This is a genomic window from Gemmobacter nectariphilus DSM 15620, from assembly GCF_000429765.1.
Lineage (GTDB): Bacteria > Pseudomonadota > Alphaproteobacteria > Rhodobacterales > Rhodobacteraceae > Wagnerdoeblera > Wagnerdoeblera nectariphila.
The window spans coordinates 1-15,621 of the sequence record NZ_AUCM01000005.1; the positions used below are offsets into that span (position 1 = coordinate 1).

Below are 15,621 nucleotides of genomic sequence, written 5' to 3' on the forward strand. Positions count from 1 at the left end.
ATGTCAAAGAGCGCAACAATCCAGAACAACAAACAACCGAACCGACCCAATTCTCACCGGGCCAACTCGACCGTGCAGTCCACATTGTCAACCTCAACTTCCCATCAGGCTCGCACCCTCCGTTCCGTCTCAGCTACCGTCCGTCCCGGTTCCTTCCGTCCCCGTCGTCTCGGTGAAGCGGTTTCTAGTCAGACCAGCCGGGGGGCGCAAGAGGAAAAAACACACCCCGTCATCTTTTTGTCGCCAACCCATGTTTCGTTGGAAATTTCAGCACCAACGCCCAACATCACACCTGTGGATAAACCACCCAAACTGTGGATAACTCACAACAAACACCAAAAATACCCCAGTCGAAGCCCGAATCCCCCTCGAGTCGCCACGAGTCACCCCCCCTGCGCCCGCATGATTCACGAAGACCGCGAATCCCTTCGACTCGCGCCCGCGTTGACGCTGCTGAAAGCGTGCCACAACAGTCTTGCGACACATCGAAATATCGCTAACACTCGGCGGACAAACACGGACGGGCCTGACCCGGACCGCAACAAGAAGACCATACGCGGGGAGCGACATATGCCCGATGGGGCGCAGCCTGTTCTTGATGTTCGGGGCCTTAAGACGGTTTTCCGAACCCGCGGCGGCCTGATTCATGCCGTCAATGATGTCAGCTTCAGCCTGCGGCCCGGTGAGCTGCTGGGCGTTGTCGGGGAAAGCGGCTCTGGCAAGTCAGTCACCATGATGTCGCTGCTTGGGCTGCTGCCCTCGCCCCCGGCGCAGAATGCCGGCGGCCAGGTGATGTTCGACGGCAAGGACCTGCTGAAGGTCGCGCCGGCCGAGCTGCGCGCCGTGCGCGGTGGCAAGATCGGCTTCATCTTCCAGGATCCGATGACCAGCCTGAACCCTGTGTTCACCGTCGGCTTTCAGATCATGGAGCCGCTGCGGCGTCATCTTGGTCTTGATAAGGAACGCGCGCGCAAGCGGGCGGCGGAACTGCTCGATCTGGTGGGCATTCCCGATGCTGCGCGGCGGCTGAAGGATTATCCCCACCAGTTTTCCGGCGGGATGCGCCAGCGGGTGATGATTGCCATTGCCCTTGCCTGCGATCCCAAGGTTCTGATCGCCGACGAGCCGACGACCGCGCTGGATGTGACCATTCAGGCGCAGATCCTGGAACTGGTGCGCGATCTGCGCCAGAAGCTGGGCATGGCCATCGTCTGGATCACCCATGATCTGGGCGTCGTCGCCGGCATCTCGGACCGGGTGATGGTGATGTATGGCGGTCAGGTCGTCGAGATGGCCCCGGTCAAGGAACTGTTCGCGCGCCCGCGTCATCCCTATACACAGGCGCTGCTTCAGACGATCCCCGCCCTGCACGGCGCGCGCGAGGCGCGGCTGCGCACCATCGAAGGTCAGCCGCCCATCCTGCGCAAGGCGCCGGCCGCCTGCCCCTTCATGTCGCGCTGCCGCCATGCGGTTCCGCTTTGCGGGCTGGAGAATCCGGCACGCCGCACCCTGACCCCCGGCCATGACGTGGCCTGCCACCGGGCCGAGGAACTGGCCGTCACGCAAGAGGTGGCCCATGGCTGACACCGCCCGCAAGCCACTGGTCGAGGTGGACGGCCTCAAGATGTATTTCCCGATCACCGCCGGCATCTTCCGCACCAAGGTCGGAGATGTGAAGGCTGTCGATGACGTCTCGTTCACCATCTATGAGGGCGAGACGCTGGGACTGGTCGGGGAATCGGGCTGCGGCAAGTCCACCTGCGGGCGGGCGGTGCTGCGGCTTTATGATCCGACCGCGGGGTCGATCCGCATCGACGGCAAGGACATCGGCAAGATGGACCAGGGCACGCTGCGTCCGCTGCGGCCCAAGATGCAGATGGTCTTTCAGGATCCGCAGGCCAGCCTGAATGCGCGGATGACGGTGGCCTCGATCATCTCGGAGCCGCTGGACGAACATACGCGGATGAGCCGGGCCGAAAAGCTCGCGCGGGTCTATGAGCTGATGGATGCCGTCGGGCTGAATCGCGATTTCGCCAACCGCTATCCGCACGAATTTTCCGGCGGGCAGCGGCAGCGGATCGGCATTGCCCGCGCCCTTGCGCTGAACCCCAAGTTCATCGTCTGCGACGAACCCATCGCCGCGCTGGACGTGTCGATCCAGGCGCAGGTCGTGAACCTGCTCGAGGATCTGCAGGACAAGCTGGGGCTGACCTACCTGTTCATCAGCCACGATCTGTCGATGGTGCGCCATATCTGCGACCGGGTCGCGGTGATGTATCTTGGCCGGATCGTCGAACTGGCGCCGCGCGATGCGCTGTATGATGCGCCGATGCACCCCTATACCCAGGCGCTGCTGTCGGCCGTGCCCGAACCCGACCCTGCCACCGAAACGTCCCGCCAGCGCATCATCTTGCAAGGCGACGTGCCCTCGCCTGCCAATCCGCCCAAGGGCTGCAACTTCTGCACCCGCTGCCCCAAGGTGATGCCGGTCTGCCGCGAGGTGAAACCCGCCCTGACCGAAATCGCGCCCGGGCATATGGCGGCCTGCCATCTACTTGATACCAGAAACGCCACAACAGCCGGGGCAACCGGCGGCACTGGGGCGCCCGAGCATACCCAACAAGGAGAGAACGCATGAAACTGAGAACCGCCCTTCTGGGCGCGGCTGCCACGGTTGCCTTTGCGCCGATGGCGCTGGCCGAGCGCGGCGCCGATGGCCATGTCAACGTGATCTACTGGCAGGCGCCGTCCATCCTGAACCCCTATCTGTCGGGTGGCACCAAGGACGTGGAATCCTCGTCGCTGGTCATCGAGCCTCTGGCCCGTCACGACCAGACCGGCGCCATGGTTCCGTGGCTGGTCGAGGACATCCCGACCGTCGCCAATGGCGGTGTGTCCGAGGACCTCAAGTCGATCACCTGGAAGATCAAGCCGGGCATCCTGTGGTCGGACGGCACGCCCTTCACCTCGGCCGATGTGGTCTTCACCTATGACTACTGCACGCATCCCGAAGGCGGCTGCGCCCAGTCGGCCAAGTTCGAAGGCGTGAGCAAGGTCGAGGCCGTCGATCCGATGACGGTCAAGATCAGCTTCGCCGATGCCAAGCCGAACCCCTACCTGCCCTTCGTCGGCGCCCAGTCGCCGATCCTGCAGATGGCGCAGTTCAAGGACTGCATGGGCACCAAGGCCCCGGAATGCACCACGGCCAACTTTGGCCCGATCGGCACCGGCCCGTTCAAGGTGACCGAGTTCAAGACCAATGACGTGATCTCGCTGGTCGCCAACCCGAACTATCGCGACCCGGCCAAGCCGCGCTTTGCCACCATGACGCTCAAGGGCGGCGGCGATGCCGAAGGCGCGGGCCGCGCCGTGCTGGAAACCGGCGAATTCGACTACGCCTGGAACCTTCAGCTGGCCCCGTCGGTCATCGACCAGATGGCTGCTGCCGGCAAGGGTCAGGCTGTGTCGGCCTTTGGCACGCTGGTGGAACGCATAGAGGTCAACCTGACCGACGCCTCGCCCAGCCTGCCCGAGGGCGAGCGCTCGACCACCAAGCACCCGCATCCGTTCCTGACCGATCCGGCGGTGCGCAAGGCCCTGTCGATGGCCATCGACCGCGAGCTGCTGGTCGAAGTCGGCTATGGCCGCGCCGGCCGCCCGACCTGCGATCTGGTCCCCGGCCCGGAAGTCTATGCGGCCAAGAACACCTCGTGCTTTGCCCAGGACATCGCCGGCGCCAACAAGCTGCTGGATGAAGCCGGCTGGGTCAAAGGCGGCGACGGCATCCGCGCCAAGAACGGCGTGAAGCTGTCGATGGTCTATGCAACCTCGACCAACGCCGTGCGCCAGGACTTCCAGGCGCTGATCAAGCAGTGGTGGTCGGAAATCGGCGTTGCCGCCGAGCTGAAGAACGCCTCGGCCAGCGTGTTCTTCGGGGGCGATCCCGGCTCGCCGGATACCTTCCAGAAGTTCTATGCCGACGTCGAGATGTATGCGAACAACTTCGATGGCACCGACCCCGAGGCCTATCTGTCCGCCTACACCTGCAACAAGATCCCGCGGCCGGAAAGCCAGTGGCAGGGCGAGAACATCAACCGCGTCTGCTCGCCCGAGTATGAAGCGATGATCGTCGAGCTTGGCCGTACTGCCGATATCGCCAAGCGCCGCGAGCTGGCGGTGAAGATGAACAACTTCCTGACCGTCGACAACAACTACATCATCCCGCTGGTCGACCGTGGTCGTGTTTCGGCCCATTCGAACACGCTGGGTGGCGTCATCCTGAACACTTGGGATTCGGAACTGTGGAACGCGGCCGACTGGTATAGGGTCAAGTGATCCGGGCCACGGCCTGACATGAACCGGCGCGGGCAGGCTCTCTGCCCGCGCCATCCCTTCCCCGCCTTCCCGATGGTTCGCCCATGCTGACCTTTGCGATCCGCCGCATCCTGCTGGCGATCCCTACGCTGATCTTCATCAGCCTCGTGCTGTTCCTGCTGCTGGAGGCCGCGCCCGGCGATCCGCTGGCGGACATGCCCCTGACCATTCCCCCGGAAGTGCGCGAAAAGATCCGCCTGGCCATGGGCCTGGGCGAGCCGTGGTACGTCCGTTACGCGCTGTGGCTGAACAACTTCTTCATCACCGAGCCGCAACACTGGCTGGATTCCGTCTTCCACACCAACTGGGCCGAGGGCAAGCAGCGCATCCTGTCCTACCAGACCCGTTCGCCCGTCTTTGACACCATTGGCGAGCGCCTGCCGCAAACGCTGATCGTGGTCGGCACCGGCATGCTGGTCGGCATCCTGATCGCCATTCCCATCGGGGTCATCTCGGCCTATCGGCAATACAGCTGGTTCGACCAGCTGGGCACCTTCATCTCGATGATCGGCTTCTCGATCCCGACCTTTGTCACCGGCGTCGTGCTGATCGTGATCTTCGCGGTCTGGATCCCCAATGACAGCCCGTTCTGGCTGCCGACGATCTACGACACCACGCTCAAGGTCACGGACTGGCACAGCTTTGTCGCCCAGGTGCGCCAGATGGTGCTGCCGGCCACCGTGCTGGCCCTGTATTATGCCGCCCAGATCAGCCGCTACATGCGCTCGTCGATGCTGGACAATCTGGGCCAGGATTATGTGCGCACCGCCCGCGCCAAGGGGCTGACCGAAAAGGTCGTGGTGCTGGTCCACGTCCTGCGCAATTCGATGATCCCGGTGGTCACGGTGATCACCCTGCTGATCCCCGGCGTCTTCACCGGCGCGATCATCACCGAGACCATCTTCAAGGTGAACGGAATCGGGCAACAGCTGCTGTTGTCGCTGCAAGGGAACGATGCGCCGATGGTGATGACCATCACCTTCATCTTCGCGGTGCTGATCGTGGCCTTCAACCTGATCGCCGACCTGCTTTACGGCCTGCTCGACCCGAGGATCCGCTATGACTGACACTGCCGCCACGACCTCGGCCCGCCCGCCGCGCAACCAGTGGTGGGATGTCTGGGACCAGTTCAAGACCCACAAGGGCGCGCTGTTCGGCAGCTTCGTGTTCCTCAGCGTGATCGCGCTGATCGTGCTGGGGCCTTGGATCTGGTCGCAAGATCCCAAGTACATCAACATCCGCGCCCGCGATCAGGGCATGTCGCTGCTGCATCCGCTGGGCACCGACCAGCTGGGGCGCGACATGCTGGCCCGCATCATCGCGGGCGGCAAGACCACGCTGGCGGTCGGCATGGCCGCCATGGCGCTGTCCATGCTGCTGGGCACGCTGGTCGGCGTGCTGTCAGGCTTCTTCAAGCGCCTTGACGGCCTGCTGATGCGTCTGACCGATCTGTTCCTGGCGCTGCCGCTGCTGCCCTTGCTGCTGCTGATGGTCATGCTGTTCCGCGAGCCGCTGGTGATGTCCTTCGGCCCGGAAATGGGGATCTTCATCCTGATCGTCGTGGCCATCGCCGTGACCTCGTGGATGAACACCGCGCGCATCGTGCGGGGCGAGGTGCTGACCATCAAGGAGCGCGAATTCGTGCTGGCCGCCCGCTCGATCGGCACGCCCTCGCGGCGGATCATCACCCGGCACATCCTGCCCTCGGTGCTCTCGCCCATCATGGTTTCGGCCACGCTGGGGATCGCGAATGCGGTGATCACCGAAAGCGCGCTGTCCTTCCTGGGGCTGGGCTTCCCGCCTGACTTCCCCACCTGGGGGCGGCTGCTGCAAGACGGGATGCCCTACATCAACCTGCATCCCGAACGGGTGCTGTGGCCCGCGATGGTGCTCTCGGCACTGGTGCTGTCGGTGAACTACATCGGCGACGGTTTGCGCGACGCGCTGGACCCGCGCATCCGGGGCCGCTGAGGCCATGCAGATCCGGCCGCTGACCCCGGATCTGCTGCCTGACCTGCGGCGCCTGTTCGCCGCCGACAGTGTGGCGCGCGGGTGCTGGTGCCTGCACTGGCGCATCGCGACCGCAGAACGCAAGACGATTGCCGCCGCCGACAGGCCTGCCCGGTTTGCGGCGGAAACCGACGGCACCGTGCCCGGCCTGATCGCACATGATGCCCAAGGTCCGGCCGCCTGGGTGCAGATCACCCCGCGCGCGCAGGTGCCGCGGTTCAACCAAGTGCCGACCGCCCGGCCGGCTGCCGACACTCCGGCCGGCACCTGGGCCTTGTCGTGCTTCTTCATCCGCAAGGATCTGCGCCGGCAGGGCCTGATGACCCGGCTGGCGCAGGCGGCCTGCACCCATGCCGCCGCCCATGGTGCCACCGCGGTCGAAGCTGCCGCCCGCCGCCCCGGTGGCAGCACCGCCTGGGGCGAGGGGTTCACGGGCCTCGTCCCTTCGCTGCTCAAGGCCGGGTTTGCAGAAATCGAAGATCGCAGCCCTGTCCGGGTGCTGATGCGCTGGACTGCGAAATAAGAACAGACTTTGCCGCCCGTGCTGCCACGGCCGACAATGCCCTGACACCCCGGCTGCGTCGATGAACGGCAATCCCGGCGGCAGGGCTGTCTGTGGAACAATGTTCCAAGGCTACACGCATGGGCGCGGCCCTGGGGCCTTGAAACTTCAGAGACACCTCGGCATCTCGGAACAGTTTCCTGATCAAGGAGCCCGGAATGCTCGAATCTCTCGACATCTCTCCGCGTGCGGCCAGCCTGTGGGTTGGGCTGCTGGTCGGTCTTGCCTTCGGCCTGCTGGCCGAGGCCAGCCGCTTCTGTCTGCGCCGCGCGCTGGTCGGGCCTGTGGCCGAACGCCGGGGCGCGGGCGCCATGTGGCTGATCGCGCTGGCCACTGCCATGGCGGGCACGCAAGCGGCCCGGTCTGCCGGGCTGTTCGACCTGTCGGACCACCGCTTCCTGTCGGACAACGTGCCGGCACTGGCCATCGTGCTGGGCGGGCTGATGTTCGGCGTCGGCATGGTGCTGGCCCGTGGCTGCGCGGCACGGCTGACGGTTCTGGCCGCCACCGGCAACTTGCGGGCGGCGACAGTCGTTCTGCTGATCGCGGTCACCGCGCTGATCACGCTCAAGGGCCTGCTGGCGCCGCTGGCCAGCACGCTTGCCAGCGTCACCCTGGCGCTGCCGCATGTGACCGCCCTGCCCTTTGCCGCCATCGTGCTGCCGCTGGTGCTGGCCGCCGTTGCCCTGGCCGCACGGCCCGGATGGAAGGCGCTGGCCTTCGGCATTGCCATCGGTGCGCTGGTTCCGCTGACCTGGACCGCAACCGGCTGGCTGCTGCTGGACGATTTCGACCCGATCCCGGTCGACTCGCTCAGCTTCATCGGGCCGGTGGCGGATACGCTGTTCTGGTCGGTCGCCGCCACCGCCATTGCCCCCGCGCTGGGGGTCGGGCTGGTGCTGGGCACGCTGGCCGGGGCGCTGATCTCGGCGCTGATCGGGCGGCGGGCCGCGTGGCAATCCTTCACCTCGCCGCGCGAGACCGGGCGCTATGCGCTTGGCGGTGTGCTGATGGGGGTCGGCGGCGTTCTGGCCGGTGGCTGCACCATCGGCGCGGGCCTGAGCGGGGTGGCCACCCTGTCCAGCGCCGCCGCGCTGGCGCTGGTCGCCATCATGCTGGGGGCAAAACTGACCGACCGGCTGCTTAGTGCATCTTCTGCCGGATCCGCCGGATCATCAGCCACACCAGCAGCACAACCGGCAGAGTAAGCCCCGCCGTCACCAGCCCCTTGGACAGTCCAAGGGGCTCGGTGACCGGATACGCCAGATAGCTGGCCAGATTGACGGCATAATAGCTGATCGCCACCACCGATAGCCCTTCGACCGTCGCTTGCAGACGCAGTTGCAGATCGGCGCGGCGATCCATGCTTTCCAGCAATTTCTGGTTCTGCGCGCTGCGTTCCACATCGACCCGTGTGCGCAGCAGTTCGGACGCCCGCGCCGCGCGTTCAACCATCTGGCCCAGCCGCGTTTCCGCCGATTTCACCGTGCGCATCGCCGGATCATAGCGGCGGCGCATGAATTCGGCCAAGGTCTGCCGCCCCTGCCAGCGCGTCTCGCGCAGAACCTCGATCCGGTCGTGAACGATCGCCTCATAGGCCGCCGTGGCCCCCGCCCGAAAGGCAAAGCGGGCGGCCAGCGTCTCCAGCTCGGCCGAGATGCGCAGCAGATCGTTCAGCGTGGTGTCCGGCGGGCTTGCCTCGTCACGCATCGCGCCGACCAGCGCCGACAATTGCGCCTCGACCGCGTTCAGCGGACCGCCAAGTTCGCGCGCGCGGCCAAGGCCCAGCATCGACATGGCGCGATAGGTCTCGATCTCGCTCAGGCGCTGGACAATGCGGCCGATGCGTCGGCTGCCGGTGTCGGGGCGGACAAAGACGGCAAAGCGCATGTTCCCCGCCGGGTCGATGCGGAAATCGCCCGCGACGATCGCCGCCCCGTCCAGCACCTCGGCACAGGCCAGGCTTTCGGCGACGAACCAGTCGTCCAGCTTGCGCGGCACCTGCGCGGCATCATCGGGCATCGGCTCGATGCGGATCAGCATGGAACATAGCCGCTGGCCCGGCGCCTGGTCCAGCCAGTCCGCCGGGAACACATCGGTTTCGGCCGGGTCAAAGGGGCGCTCGGGCGCACCGGGGCAAAAGGCCGAATAGGTCACGAATTCGGTATGGCTTTCCCACTTCAGCAGGTGCCGCCCCAGCTGCGCCGAATGATGCGTGGCGTCGGGCTGCGGATGCGGGGCGCCGTGCCGGTCCAAGAGCGCCAGCAGATGCGCCCGGTCCCGCCCCCGGTCGCGCCGCGCGGCCTCGACGGGTTCCTTCACGGCCAGCAGCACAGCATGACACGGCGCCTCGAGCTGCGGAAACGGGCGGGCGTGCAGTTCGTTCACCAGCGCATAGCGCTGCGGGTGGTCGTCGATCGGGGCCATGGTCCAGTTCCTTTTGCCGCAAGTTTCGGCCGTCGGGCGCCTGGTTCCAGCACAAATGCAGTATGCCGGGGTATGCGGCCCGGGTGTTGCCCAAACGCCCCGCCGCATTGCGCCTGCAAAAGCGGCAGCGCCGCCCGCGCAAACTGCAGACTGCCCAAATACCGCGCCATATGCCCATTTCTTGCGCAGATACGCCGCCATGGCCCGCGCCACGGCAGACACCACCCGCTTGGCGGTTGAGCCGCCCCGGCGCCCGGTGACACTGGAGGGCGGAGGACCCGCATGACCGCCTTGCCCACCCTGTCCATCCCCCCGACCCGGATGCAGCGCAGCCGCGGAGAGGTCACGGCCTCGTGGCGGATGTCGGGCGGACAGGCACGGCTGCACGGGCTGCGCCAGGCCGGATCGGCCCGCGCCATTGCCTTGCCAGGGCCGGAACTTGTGGTGCTGAACACCTCGGGCGGGCTGACGGGCGGTGATCGGCTGTCGGTCGCGCTGGACGTGGGCGATGGCTGCCGCGTCACGGCAACCACCCAGACGGCCGAGCGGTTCTATCGCGCCGCCGAAGGGCGGGCGCAGATCGACATGTCCATGACGGTGGGCGCCGGCGGGCATCTGGACTGGCTGCCGCAGGAAACCATCCTGTTCGACGCCTGCGCGGCCGAGCGGCGCACGACCATCGACCTTGCCGCCGATGCCGGTTGCCTGACGCTGGAGACGCTGGTGATGGGCCGCGCCGCCATGGGCGAGACGCTGGCCCGCGTCAACCTGCGCGACTGGCGGCTGATCCGCCGTCAGGGCCGCCCCGTGCATCTGGAGCCGCTGGCGCTTGATCCCGCGCGGATCGGCCCGCAGGCCGCGGGGCTCGCCGGGGCGCGGGCGGTGTCCACCGTGGTCATGGTGACCCAGGGCGCCGAAGATGCCATCGGCCCCGCCCGCGCCGCGCTGACCGAACCCGGCGTCACCGCCGCCGCCTCTGGCTGGGATGGCCGGCTGGTGGTGCGCCTGATGGCCCCCGATGGCTGGCCTCTGCGCCGCCAGCTTGTCCGCCTGCTGGCCGCCCTGCGCCAGTCCCCCCTGCCCCGCGTCTGGCAAAACTGAGGTCCGCCGATGAACCTGACCCCCCGCGAAAAAGACAAGCTGCTGGTCAGCCTTGCGGCCATGGTGGCCCGGGGCCGTCTGGCCCGCGGCGTCAAGCTGAACCACCCCGAGGCGGTGGCGCTGATCACCGATTACGTCGTCGAAGGCGCGCGCGATGGCCGGTCCGTCGCCGACCTGATGGAGGCAGGCGCCCATGTCATCACCCGCGATCAATGCATGGAAGGCATCCCCGAGATGATCCATTCGGTTCAGGTCGAGGCGACCTTTCCCGATGGCACCAAGCTTGTCACCGTTCACCACCCGATCCGATAAGAGGCCCCGATGCGCATTCTTCGTCTTGCTTTGCCGCTGACCTTCCTGCCGACGCTGGCGCTGGCCCATGCCGGCCACGATCAGGGCACCTTTGCCGCGGGTGCGCTGCACCCTGTAGGCGGCAGCGATCATGTGCTGGCCATGGTGGCGGTCGGTCTGCTGGCGGCGCAGATGGGCGGGCGGGCCTTGTGGGCCGCGCCCATGGCCTTTGTCGGCGCGATGGTCGCAGGCGGGCTGCTGGGCGCGGGCGGGCTGCCGTTTCCGGCGGTCGAGCCGATGATCCTGGCCTCGATCATCGTGCTGGGCACCATCACCGCACTGGCCGCCCGCCTGCCGCTGACCGCCGCGCTGCCCATGATCGTGCTGTTCGGTGCGGCCCATGGCTGGGCACATGGCGCCGAGGGGCCGCAGAGCGGCCTTGCGCTGTATGCGCTTGGCTTTGCGCTGGTCACGGCGGCGCTGCATGTCGCGGGGATCGCGCTTGGCAAGGGCCTTGGCGCCCTGGCCCTGCGCGCCATGGGCGGGATGGCGACGGTCGCCGGCCTTGCGCTTGCGTTTGCGTAAGGTGCGCCGATGATCCCCGGAGAACTCTTCCCCGCCGAAGGCGAGATCGTCCTGAACGCGGATGCGCCCGTGACCGTGCTGCTGGTCGCCAATACCGGCGATCGCCCCGTGCAGGTCGGCAGCCATTACCACTTTGCCGAAACCAATCCCGGCCTGTCCTTTGACCGCGACGCCGCACGCGGCCAGCGGCTGGACATTCCGGCCGGCACCGCCGTGCGGTTCGAACCTGGCCAGACGCGCGAGGTGCGGCTGGTGCCGCTGTCGGGCCGGCGCACCGTCTATGGCTTCAACGGCAAGGTGATGGGCGCGCTGGACGGTTGACCGGCGCAATGCGTGGTGGAACGCTGCGACGGCGCGGGCAGCCCCCGCGCCACACACCAGCGGGCCCCGCCCGCCTCAACAGGAACGAACGACATGTGCAACGCCTGCCTGATCGAAGACGTCAAACGCTCGATGCTGTCGCGCCGCTCGCTGTTCACTGGCGCCGCCGCCACCACGGCCGCCGTGATGGCCTCGGGCCTTGGATCGGCCCGGCCCGCCCTGGCACAAGCCTCGGGCAAGGTGGTCGATCTGACCCATGCCTATGACAGCACCTTTCCCACCTTCGACGGCAAGCCCGGCATCTTGTACGAACCCGCCGTCAAGTTCGAGGAATCCGGCTATCAGCTGTGGAAACTGACGATCTGGGAACATACCGGCACCCATATCGACGCGCCGCTGCACTTTTCCAAGGATGGCACCTCGGTCGCGGATCTGCCGCCCGAGAACCTGATCTGCCCGCTGTGCGTGATCGACCTCAAGGCCAAGGCCAAGGACGATCCGAACGCCATGGTCGAACCCGAAGACATTGAAAAATGGATCTCGGCCAATGGCGACATTCCGGCAGGTGCCTGCGTGGCCATGAACTCGGGCTGGGCCGACAAGGTGGCCAGCCCCGAATTTCGCAATACCCCCGATGGCAACTTCGCCTTCCCCGGCTTTTCCAAGGCGGCGACCGACCGGCTGGCCGAACTGGGCGCGGCCTGCATCGGGGTGGATACGCTCTCGCTCGATCCTGGCAATTCGGCCGATTTCGCGGTGCATTTCAGCTGGCTGCCCTCGGGCCATTTCGGGATCGAAAACCTTGCCGGCCTTGACGCCGTTCCGGCCAAGGGCGCCACGATCTTCATCGGCGCGCCCAAGCACAAGCAGGGCACCGGTGGGCCGGCCCGCGTGATGGCGGTGATCTGACATGGCGACGGTTCCCCTGCTGAGCGATCAGGACGCCAGCCCGGATGCCCGCGCCGTGTTCGACGACATCCGCGCCAAGCGCCAGACGGATTACGTCAACAACTTCTGGCGCGCGCTGGCGCATGACCCGGATCAGCTGTCCGCGATCTGGACCCGTCTGCAAAAGGTGATGGCGCCCGGTGCCCTGGACCCGCTGGTCAAGGAGCTGATCTATGTCGCCGTCTCGACCGCCAACGGATGCAGCTATTGCGTGCATTCCCATACCGCGGCGGCCAAGGCCAAAGGCATGACGCCCGAGATGCATGCCGAACTTCTGGCGGTGATCGCCATGGCCAGCCAGACCAACGCGCTGGCGACCGCCCTGCAGGTGGAAACCGACGACAGATTCAAGGCCTGAAACCCGGCGCGGCCCCTGATGCGGGGCCGCGCCTCAACCCCCAAGGGAACCCGATGCCGCACGCCATTTCCCGCGCCGCCTATGCCGACATGTATGGCCCCACCACGGGCGACCGCCTGCGGCTGGGTGATACCGACCTGATCATCCAGGTCGAACGCGACCTGATCGCGGAACGCTCTGCCGATGGTGGGAATGCCTCGCGCTATGGCGAAGAGGTGAAGTTCGGCGGCGGCAAGGTGATCCGCGATGGCATGGGCCAATCGCAGCTGACCCGCGCCCAGGGGGCGATGGATACGGTCATCACCAATGCGCTGATCGTCGATCATACCGGCATCTACAAGGCCGATGTGGGCCTGCGCGACGGGCGCATCGCGGTGATCGGCAAGGCGGGCAACCCCGACACCCAGCCCGGCGTCAACGTCATCATCGGCCCCGGAACCGAGATCATCGCGGGCGAAGGCCGGATCCTGACCGCAGGCGGCATGGACGCCCATATCCATTTCATCGCGCCGCAGCAGATCGACGATGCGCTGCATTCGGGCATCACCACCATGCTGGGCGGCGGCACCGGCCCCGCGCATGGCACGCTGGCCACCACCTGCACCCCCGGCCCCTGGCACCTCGCCCGCATGTTGCAGGCGGCCGAGGCGTTTCCGATGAACCTCGCCTTCGCCGGCAAGGGCAATGCGTCCCTGCCCGCCGCGCTGGAAGAACAGATCCGCGCCGGCGCCTGCTGCCTGAAACTGCACGAGGATTGGGGCACCACCCCCGCCGCCATCGACTGCTGCCTGACCGTGGCCGAGGCGATGGATGTGCAGGTGATGATCCACACCGACACGCTGAACGAATCCGGCTTCGTGGAGAACACCCTTGCCGCGATCAAGGGCCGCACCATCCACGCCTTTCACACCGAAGGCGCGGGCGGCGGCCATGCCCCCGATATCATCAAGGTGGTGGCCAGCCAGAACGTCATCCCCTCGTCCACCAACCCGACGATGCCCTATACGGTCAACACGATCGAGGAACACCTCGACATGCTGATGGTCTGCCATCACCTGTCGCGCAAGGTGCCCGAGGATGTCGCCTTTGCCGAATCTCGCATCCGGCGCGAAACCATCGCCGCCGAAGACCTCCTGCACGACATGGGCGCCTTCTCGGTGATCTCGTCGGACAGCCAGGCCATGGGCCGCGTGGGCGAGGTGATTACCCGCACCTGGCAGACCGCCCACAAGATGAAGAAACAGCGCGGTGCCCTGCCCGAGGAAACCGGGCCGAACGACAATGCCCGGGTCAAGCGCTATATCGCGAAATACACCATCAACCCCGCCATCGCGCATGGCATTTCAGCCCATATCGGCAGCATCGAACCCGGCAAGCGTGCCGATCTGGTGCTGTGGTCACCGGCCTTTTTCGGCGCCAAACCCGAAATGGTGCTGATGGGTGGCCAGATCGTCGTGGCCCAGATGGGCGATCCCAACGCCTCGATCCCCACGCCGCAGCCGGTCTACACACGACCGATGTTTGGCGCCTTTGGCAAGGCGCTGCCCCGCGCCGCCGCCACCTTTGTCAGCCAGGCCGCGCTGGACGAGGGCATCGGCCACCAGCTTGGCCTGGACAAGGAGCTGATCGCCGTCCGGCACACCCGCGGCATCGGCAAATCGGACATGCGGCTCAACAGCGCGACCCCGGCCATCGAGGTCGATCCCGAAACCTACGAGGTGCGCGCCGATGGCGTCCTGCTGACCTGCGAGCCGGCCACCGAACTTCCCCTCGCACAGCGCTATTTCATGTTCTGATGCTTCATCTTGCCACAAATACCCTGGGGGGAGCCGTGCGGAACGCACGGCCGGGGGGCAAGGCCCCCCGCCCACGGCTGGACCAGGCACCCCGTCTGTGGCATCCTGACCCAAGGGGAGGGGCCATCCGACCGGGGGCCCCCATGACGAACCGCCTGTCGCCTGCCAATTCCCGCCTCAGCCCCGCGCAATCGGCGCGGCTGGATCTGTTCCTGGCCAGCAGCGGCATGGGTTGGAACCCCGCCCTCGACCGCCGCGCACGCGAGGATCTGTTCGTCCGCCTCGACGCCCTGCCCGATGCCGCCCTGCGCGCCATGGGCCTTTCGCGCGAGGGTCTCCCCGCCCATGTCTACCGCGACCTTCTGAGTTGACCCCACCGAGTTGCCCCCATGTCCACACTGCCCACCATCCGCCAGTTGCTGACCACGGCCCCGCCCAAGACCCACGATACCGTGGTGCTCGATTACGATGGCCGCCTGATCCGCCGCCGCCGCCTTGTCACCACCTTTGGCAAAAGCTTCCTCGTCGATCTGGAATCGCTGACCAACCTTGACGACTACTGGGGGTTCGAGCTGTCGGACGGCACCACCGTTCAGGTCAAACCCGCCGAGGAGGATCTGGTCGAGATCACCGGCAACTTGCCGCGCCTTGCCTGGCATATCGGCAACCGTCATACGCCGTGCCAGATCGAACCCGACCGCCTGCTGATCCGCCGCGACCATGTGATCGAGGGGATGCTGACGCTACAAGGCGCCAGCCTGCGCATGGTGTCTGAACCCTTCACCCCCGAAGGCGGCGCCTATGGCCATGGCCGCACCATGGGCCACGATCACGGCCACCAGCACTGA

17 protein-coding genes are annotated in these 15,621 nt (G+C 66.5%); 16 read left to right on the forward strand and 1 reads right to left on the reverse strand.

The features are described from left to right. The first annotated feature begins 570 nt into the window (after positions 1-570). The 7 genes from G481_RS0105005 (at position 571) to G481_RS22895 (ending at position 8,154) form a co-directional block, all read left to right on the forward strand. Positions 571-1,584 carry an ABC transporter ATP-binding protein gene (locus G481_RS0105005; RefSeq protein ID WP_028029043.1) on the forward strand — a complete coding sequence of 338 codons (1,014 nt, stop codon included), beginning with the start codon at positions 571-573 and terminating at the stop codon, positions 1,582-1,584. Further along, on the forward strand, positions 1,577-2,638 hold the full coding sequence (locus G481_RS0105010) for an ABC transporter ATP-binding protein (protein ID WP_028029044.1): 1,062 nt from the start codon (positions 1,577-1,579) through the stop codon (positions 2,636-2,638). The genes G481_RS0105005 and G481_RS0105010 overlap by 8 nt, the downstream gene beginning before the upstream one ends. Then, positions 2,635-4,335, forward strand: a complete 1,701-nt coding sequence (locus tag G481_RS0105015) for a peptide ABC transporter substrate-binding protein (protein ID WP_028029045.1) — start codon at positions 2,635-2,637, stop codon at positions 4,333-4,335. Before G481_RS0105010 ends, G481_RS0105015 begins: the two co-directional genes overlap by 4 nt. An 83-nt stretch (positions 4,336-4,418) precedes the next feature. Beyond that, positions 4,419-5,441: an ABC transporter permease gene (locus G481_RS0105020; RefSeq protein ID WP_028029046.1), complete on the forward strand. Its 1,023-nt coding sequence runs from the start codon at positions 4,419-4,421 to the stop codon at positions 5,439-5,441. Further along, positions 5,434-6,345 carry an ABC transporter permease gene (locus G481_RS0105025; RefSeq protein ID WP_028029047.1) on the forward strand — a complete coding sequence of 304 codons (912 nt, stop codon included), beginning with the start codon at positions 5,434-5,436 and terminating at the stop codon, positions 6,343-6,345. The genes G481_RS0105020 and G481_RS0105025 overlap by 8 nt, the downstream gene beginning before the upstream one ends. A 4-nt stretch (positions 6,346-6,349) precedes the next feature. Beyond that, positions 6,350-6,907, forward strand: a complete 558-nt coding sequence (locus G481_RS22890; protein WP_051294312.1) for a GNAT family N-acetyltransferase — start codon at positions 6,350-6,352, stop codon at positions 6,905-6,907. Between the two features lie 197 nt (positions 6,908-7,104). Beyond that, positions 7,105-8,154, forward strand: a complete 1,050-nt coding sequence (locus G481_RS22895) for a YeeE/YedE family protein (RefSeq protein WP_035025207.1) — start codon at positions 7,105-7,107, stop codon at positions 8,152-8,154. Here the strand turns inward: G481_RS22895 and G481_RS0105040 are convergent. After that, positions 8,090-9,373, reverse strand: a complete 1,284-nt coding sequence (locus tag G481_RS0105040; RefSeq protein ID WP_028029048.1) for a DUF3422 family protein — start codon at positions 9,371-9,373, stop codon at positions 8,090-8,092. The two genes, G481_RS22895 and G481_RS0105040, sit on opposite strands and share 65 nt — an antisense overlap. A gap of 282 nt (positions 9,374-9,655) precedes the next feature. Between G481_RS0105040 and G481_RS0105045 the strand changes: the two genes are divergently transcribed. The 9 genes from G481_RS0105045 to G481_RS0105085 all read left to right on the forward strand — a co-directional run bounded on the left by G481_RS0105045 (position 9,656) and on the right by G481_RS0105085 (position 15,621). Continuing rightward, positions 9,656-10,474, forward strand: coding sequence for an urease accessory protein UreD (locus tag G481_RS0105045; RefSeq protein ID WP_028029049.1), 819 nt, complete (start codon positions 9,656-9,658; stop codon positions 10,472-10,474). Positions 10,475-10,483: 9 nt separating this feature from the next. Beyond that, positions 10,484-10,786 (forward strand): urease subunit gamma, encoded by a 303-nt coding sequence (locus tag G481_RS0105050; RefSeq protein WP_028029050.1) that lies wholly within the window; start codon positions 10,484-10,486, stop codon positions 10,784-10,786. 9 nt (positions 10,787-10,795) lie between these two features. Then, a complete protein-coding gene (locus G481_RS0105055; RefSeq protein WP_028029051.1) occupies positions 10,796-11,350 on the forward strand; it encodes a HupE/UreJ family protein in 555 nt (184 codons plus the stop codon). Positions 11,351-11,359: 9 nt separating this feature from the next. Beyond that, on the forward strand, positions 11,360-11,671 hold the full coding sequence (locus G481_RS0105060; RefSeq protein ID WP_028029052.1) for an urease subunit beta: 312 nt from the start codon (positions 11,360-11,362) through the stop codon (positions 11,669-11,671). A 93-nt stretch (positions 11,672-11,764) separates the two neighbouring features. Next, positions 11,765-12,580 (forward strand): cyclase family protein, encoded by an 816-nt coding sequence (locus G481_RS0105065; protein WP_028029053.1) that lies wholly within the window; start codon positions 11,765-11,767, stop codon positions 12,578-12,580. A 1-nt stretch (position 12,581) separates the two neighbouring features. Beyond that, positions 12,582-12,977, forward strand: coding sequence for a carboxymuconolactone decarboxylase family protein (locus G481_RS0105070; RefSeq protein WP_028029054.1), 396 nt, complete (start codon positions 12,582-12,584; stop codon positions 12,975-12,977). A gap of 53 nt (positions 12,978-13,030) precedes the next feature. Continuing rightward, positions 13,031-14,773, forward strand: a complete 1,743-nt coding sequence (ureC, locus tag G481_RS0105075) for an urease subunit alpha (protein ID WP_028029055.1) — start codon at positions 13,031-13,033, stop codon at positions 14,771-14,773. A 143-nt stretch (positions 14,774-14,916) separates the two neighbouring features. Further along, positions 14,917-15,144, forward strand: a complete 228-nt coding sequence (locus tag G481_RS22900; RefSeq protein WP_035025210.1) for a hypothetical protein — start codon at positions 14,917-14,919, stop codon at positions 15,142-15,144. A gap of 18 nt (positions 15,145-15,162) precedes the next feature. Next, positions 15,163-15,621 carry an urease accessory protein UreE gene (locus G481_RS0105085; RefSeq protein WP_028029056.1) on the forward strand — a complete coding sequence of 153 codons (459 nt, stop codon included), beginning with the start codon at positions 15,163-15,165 and terminating at the stop codon, positions 15,619-15,621.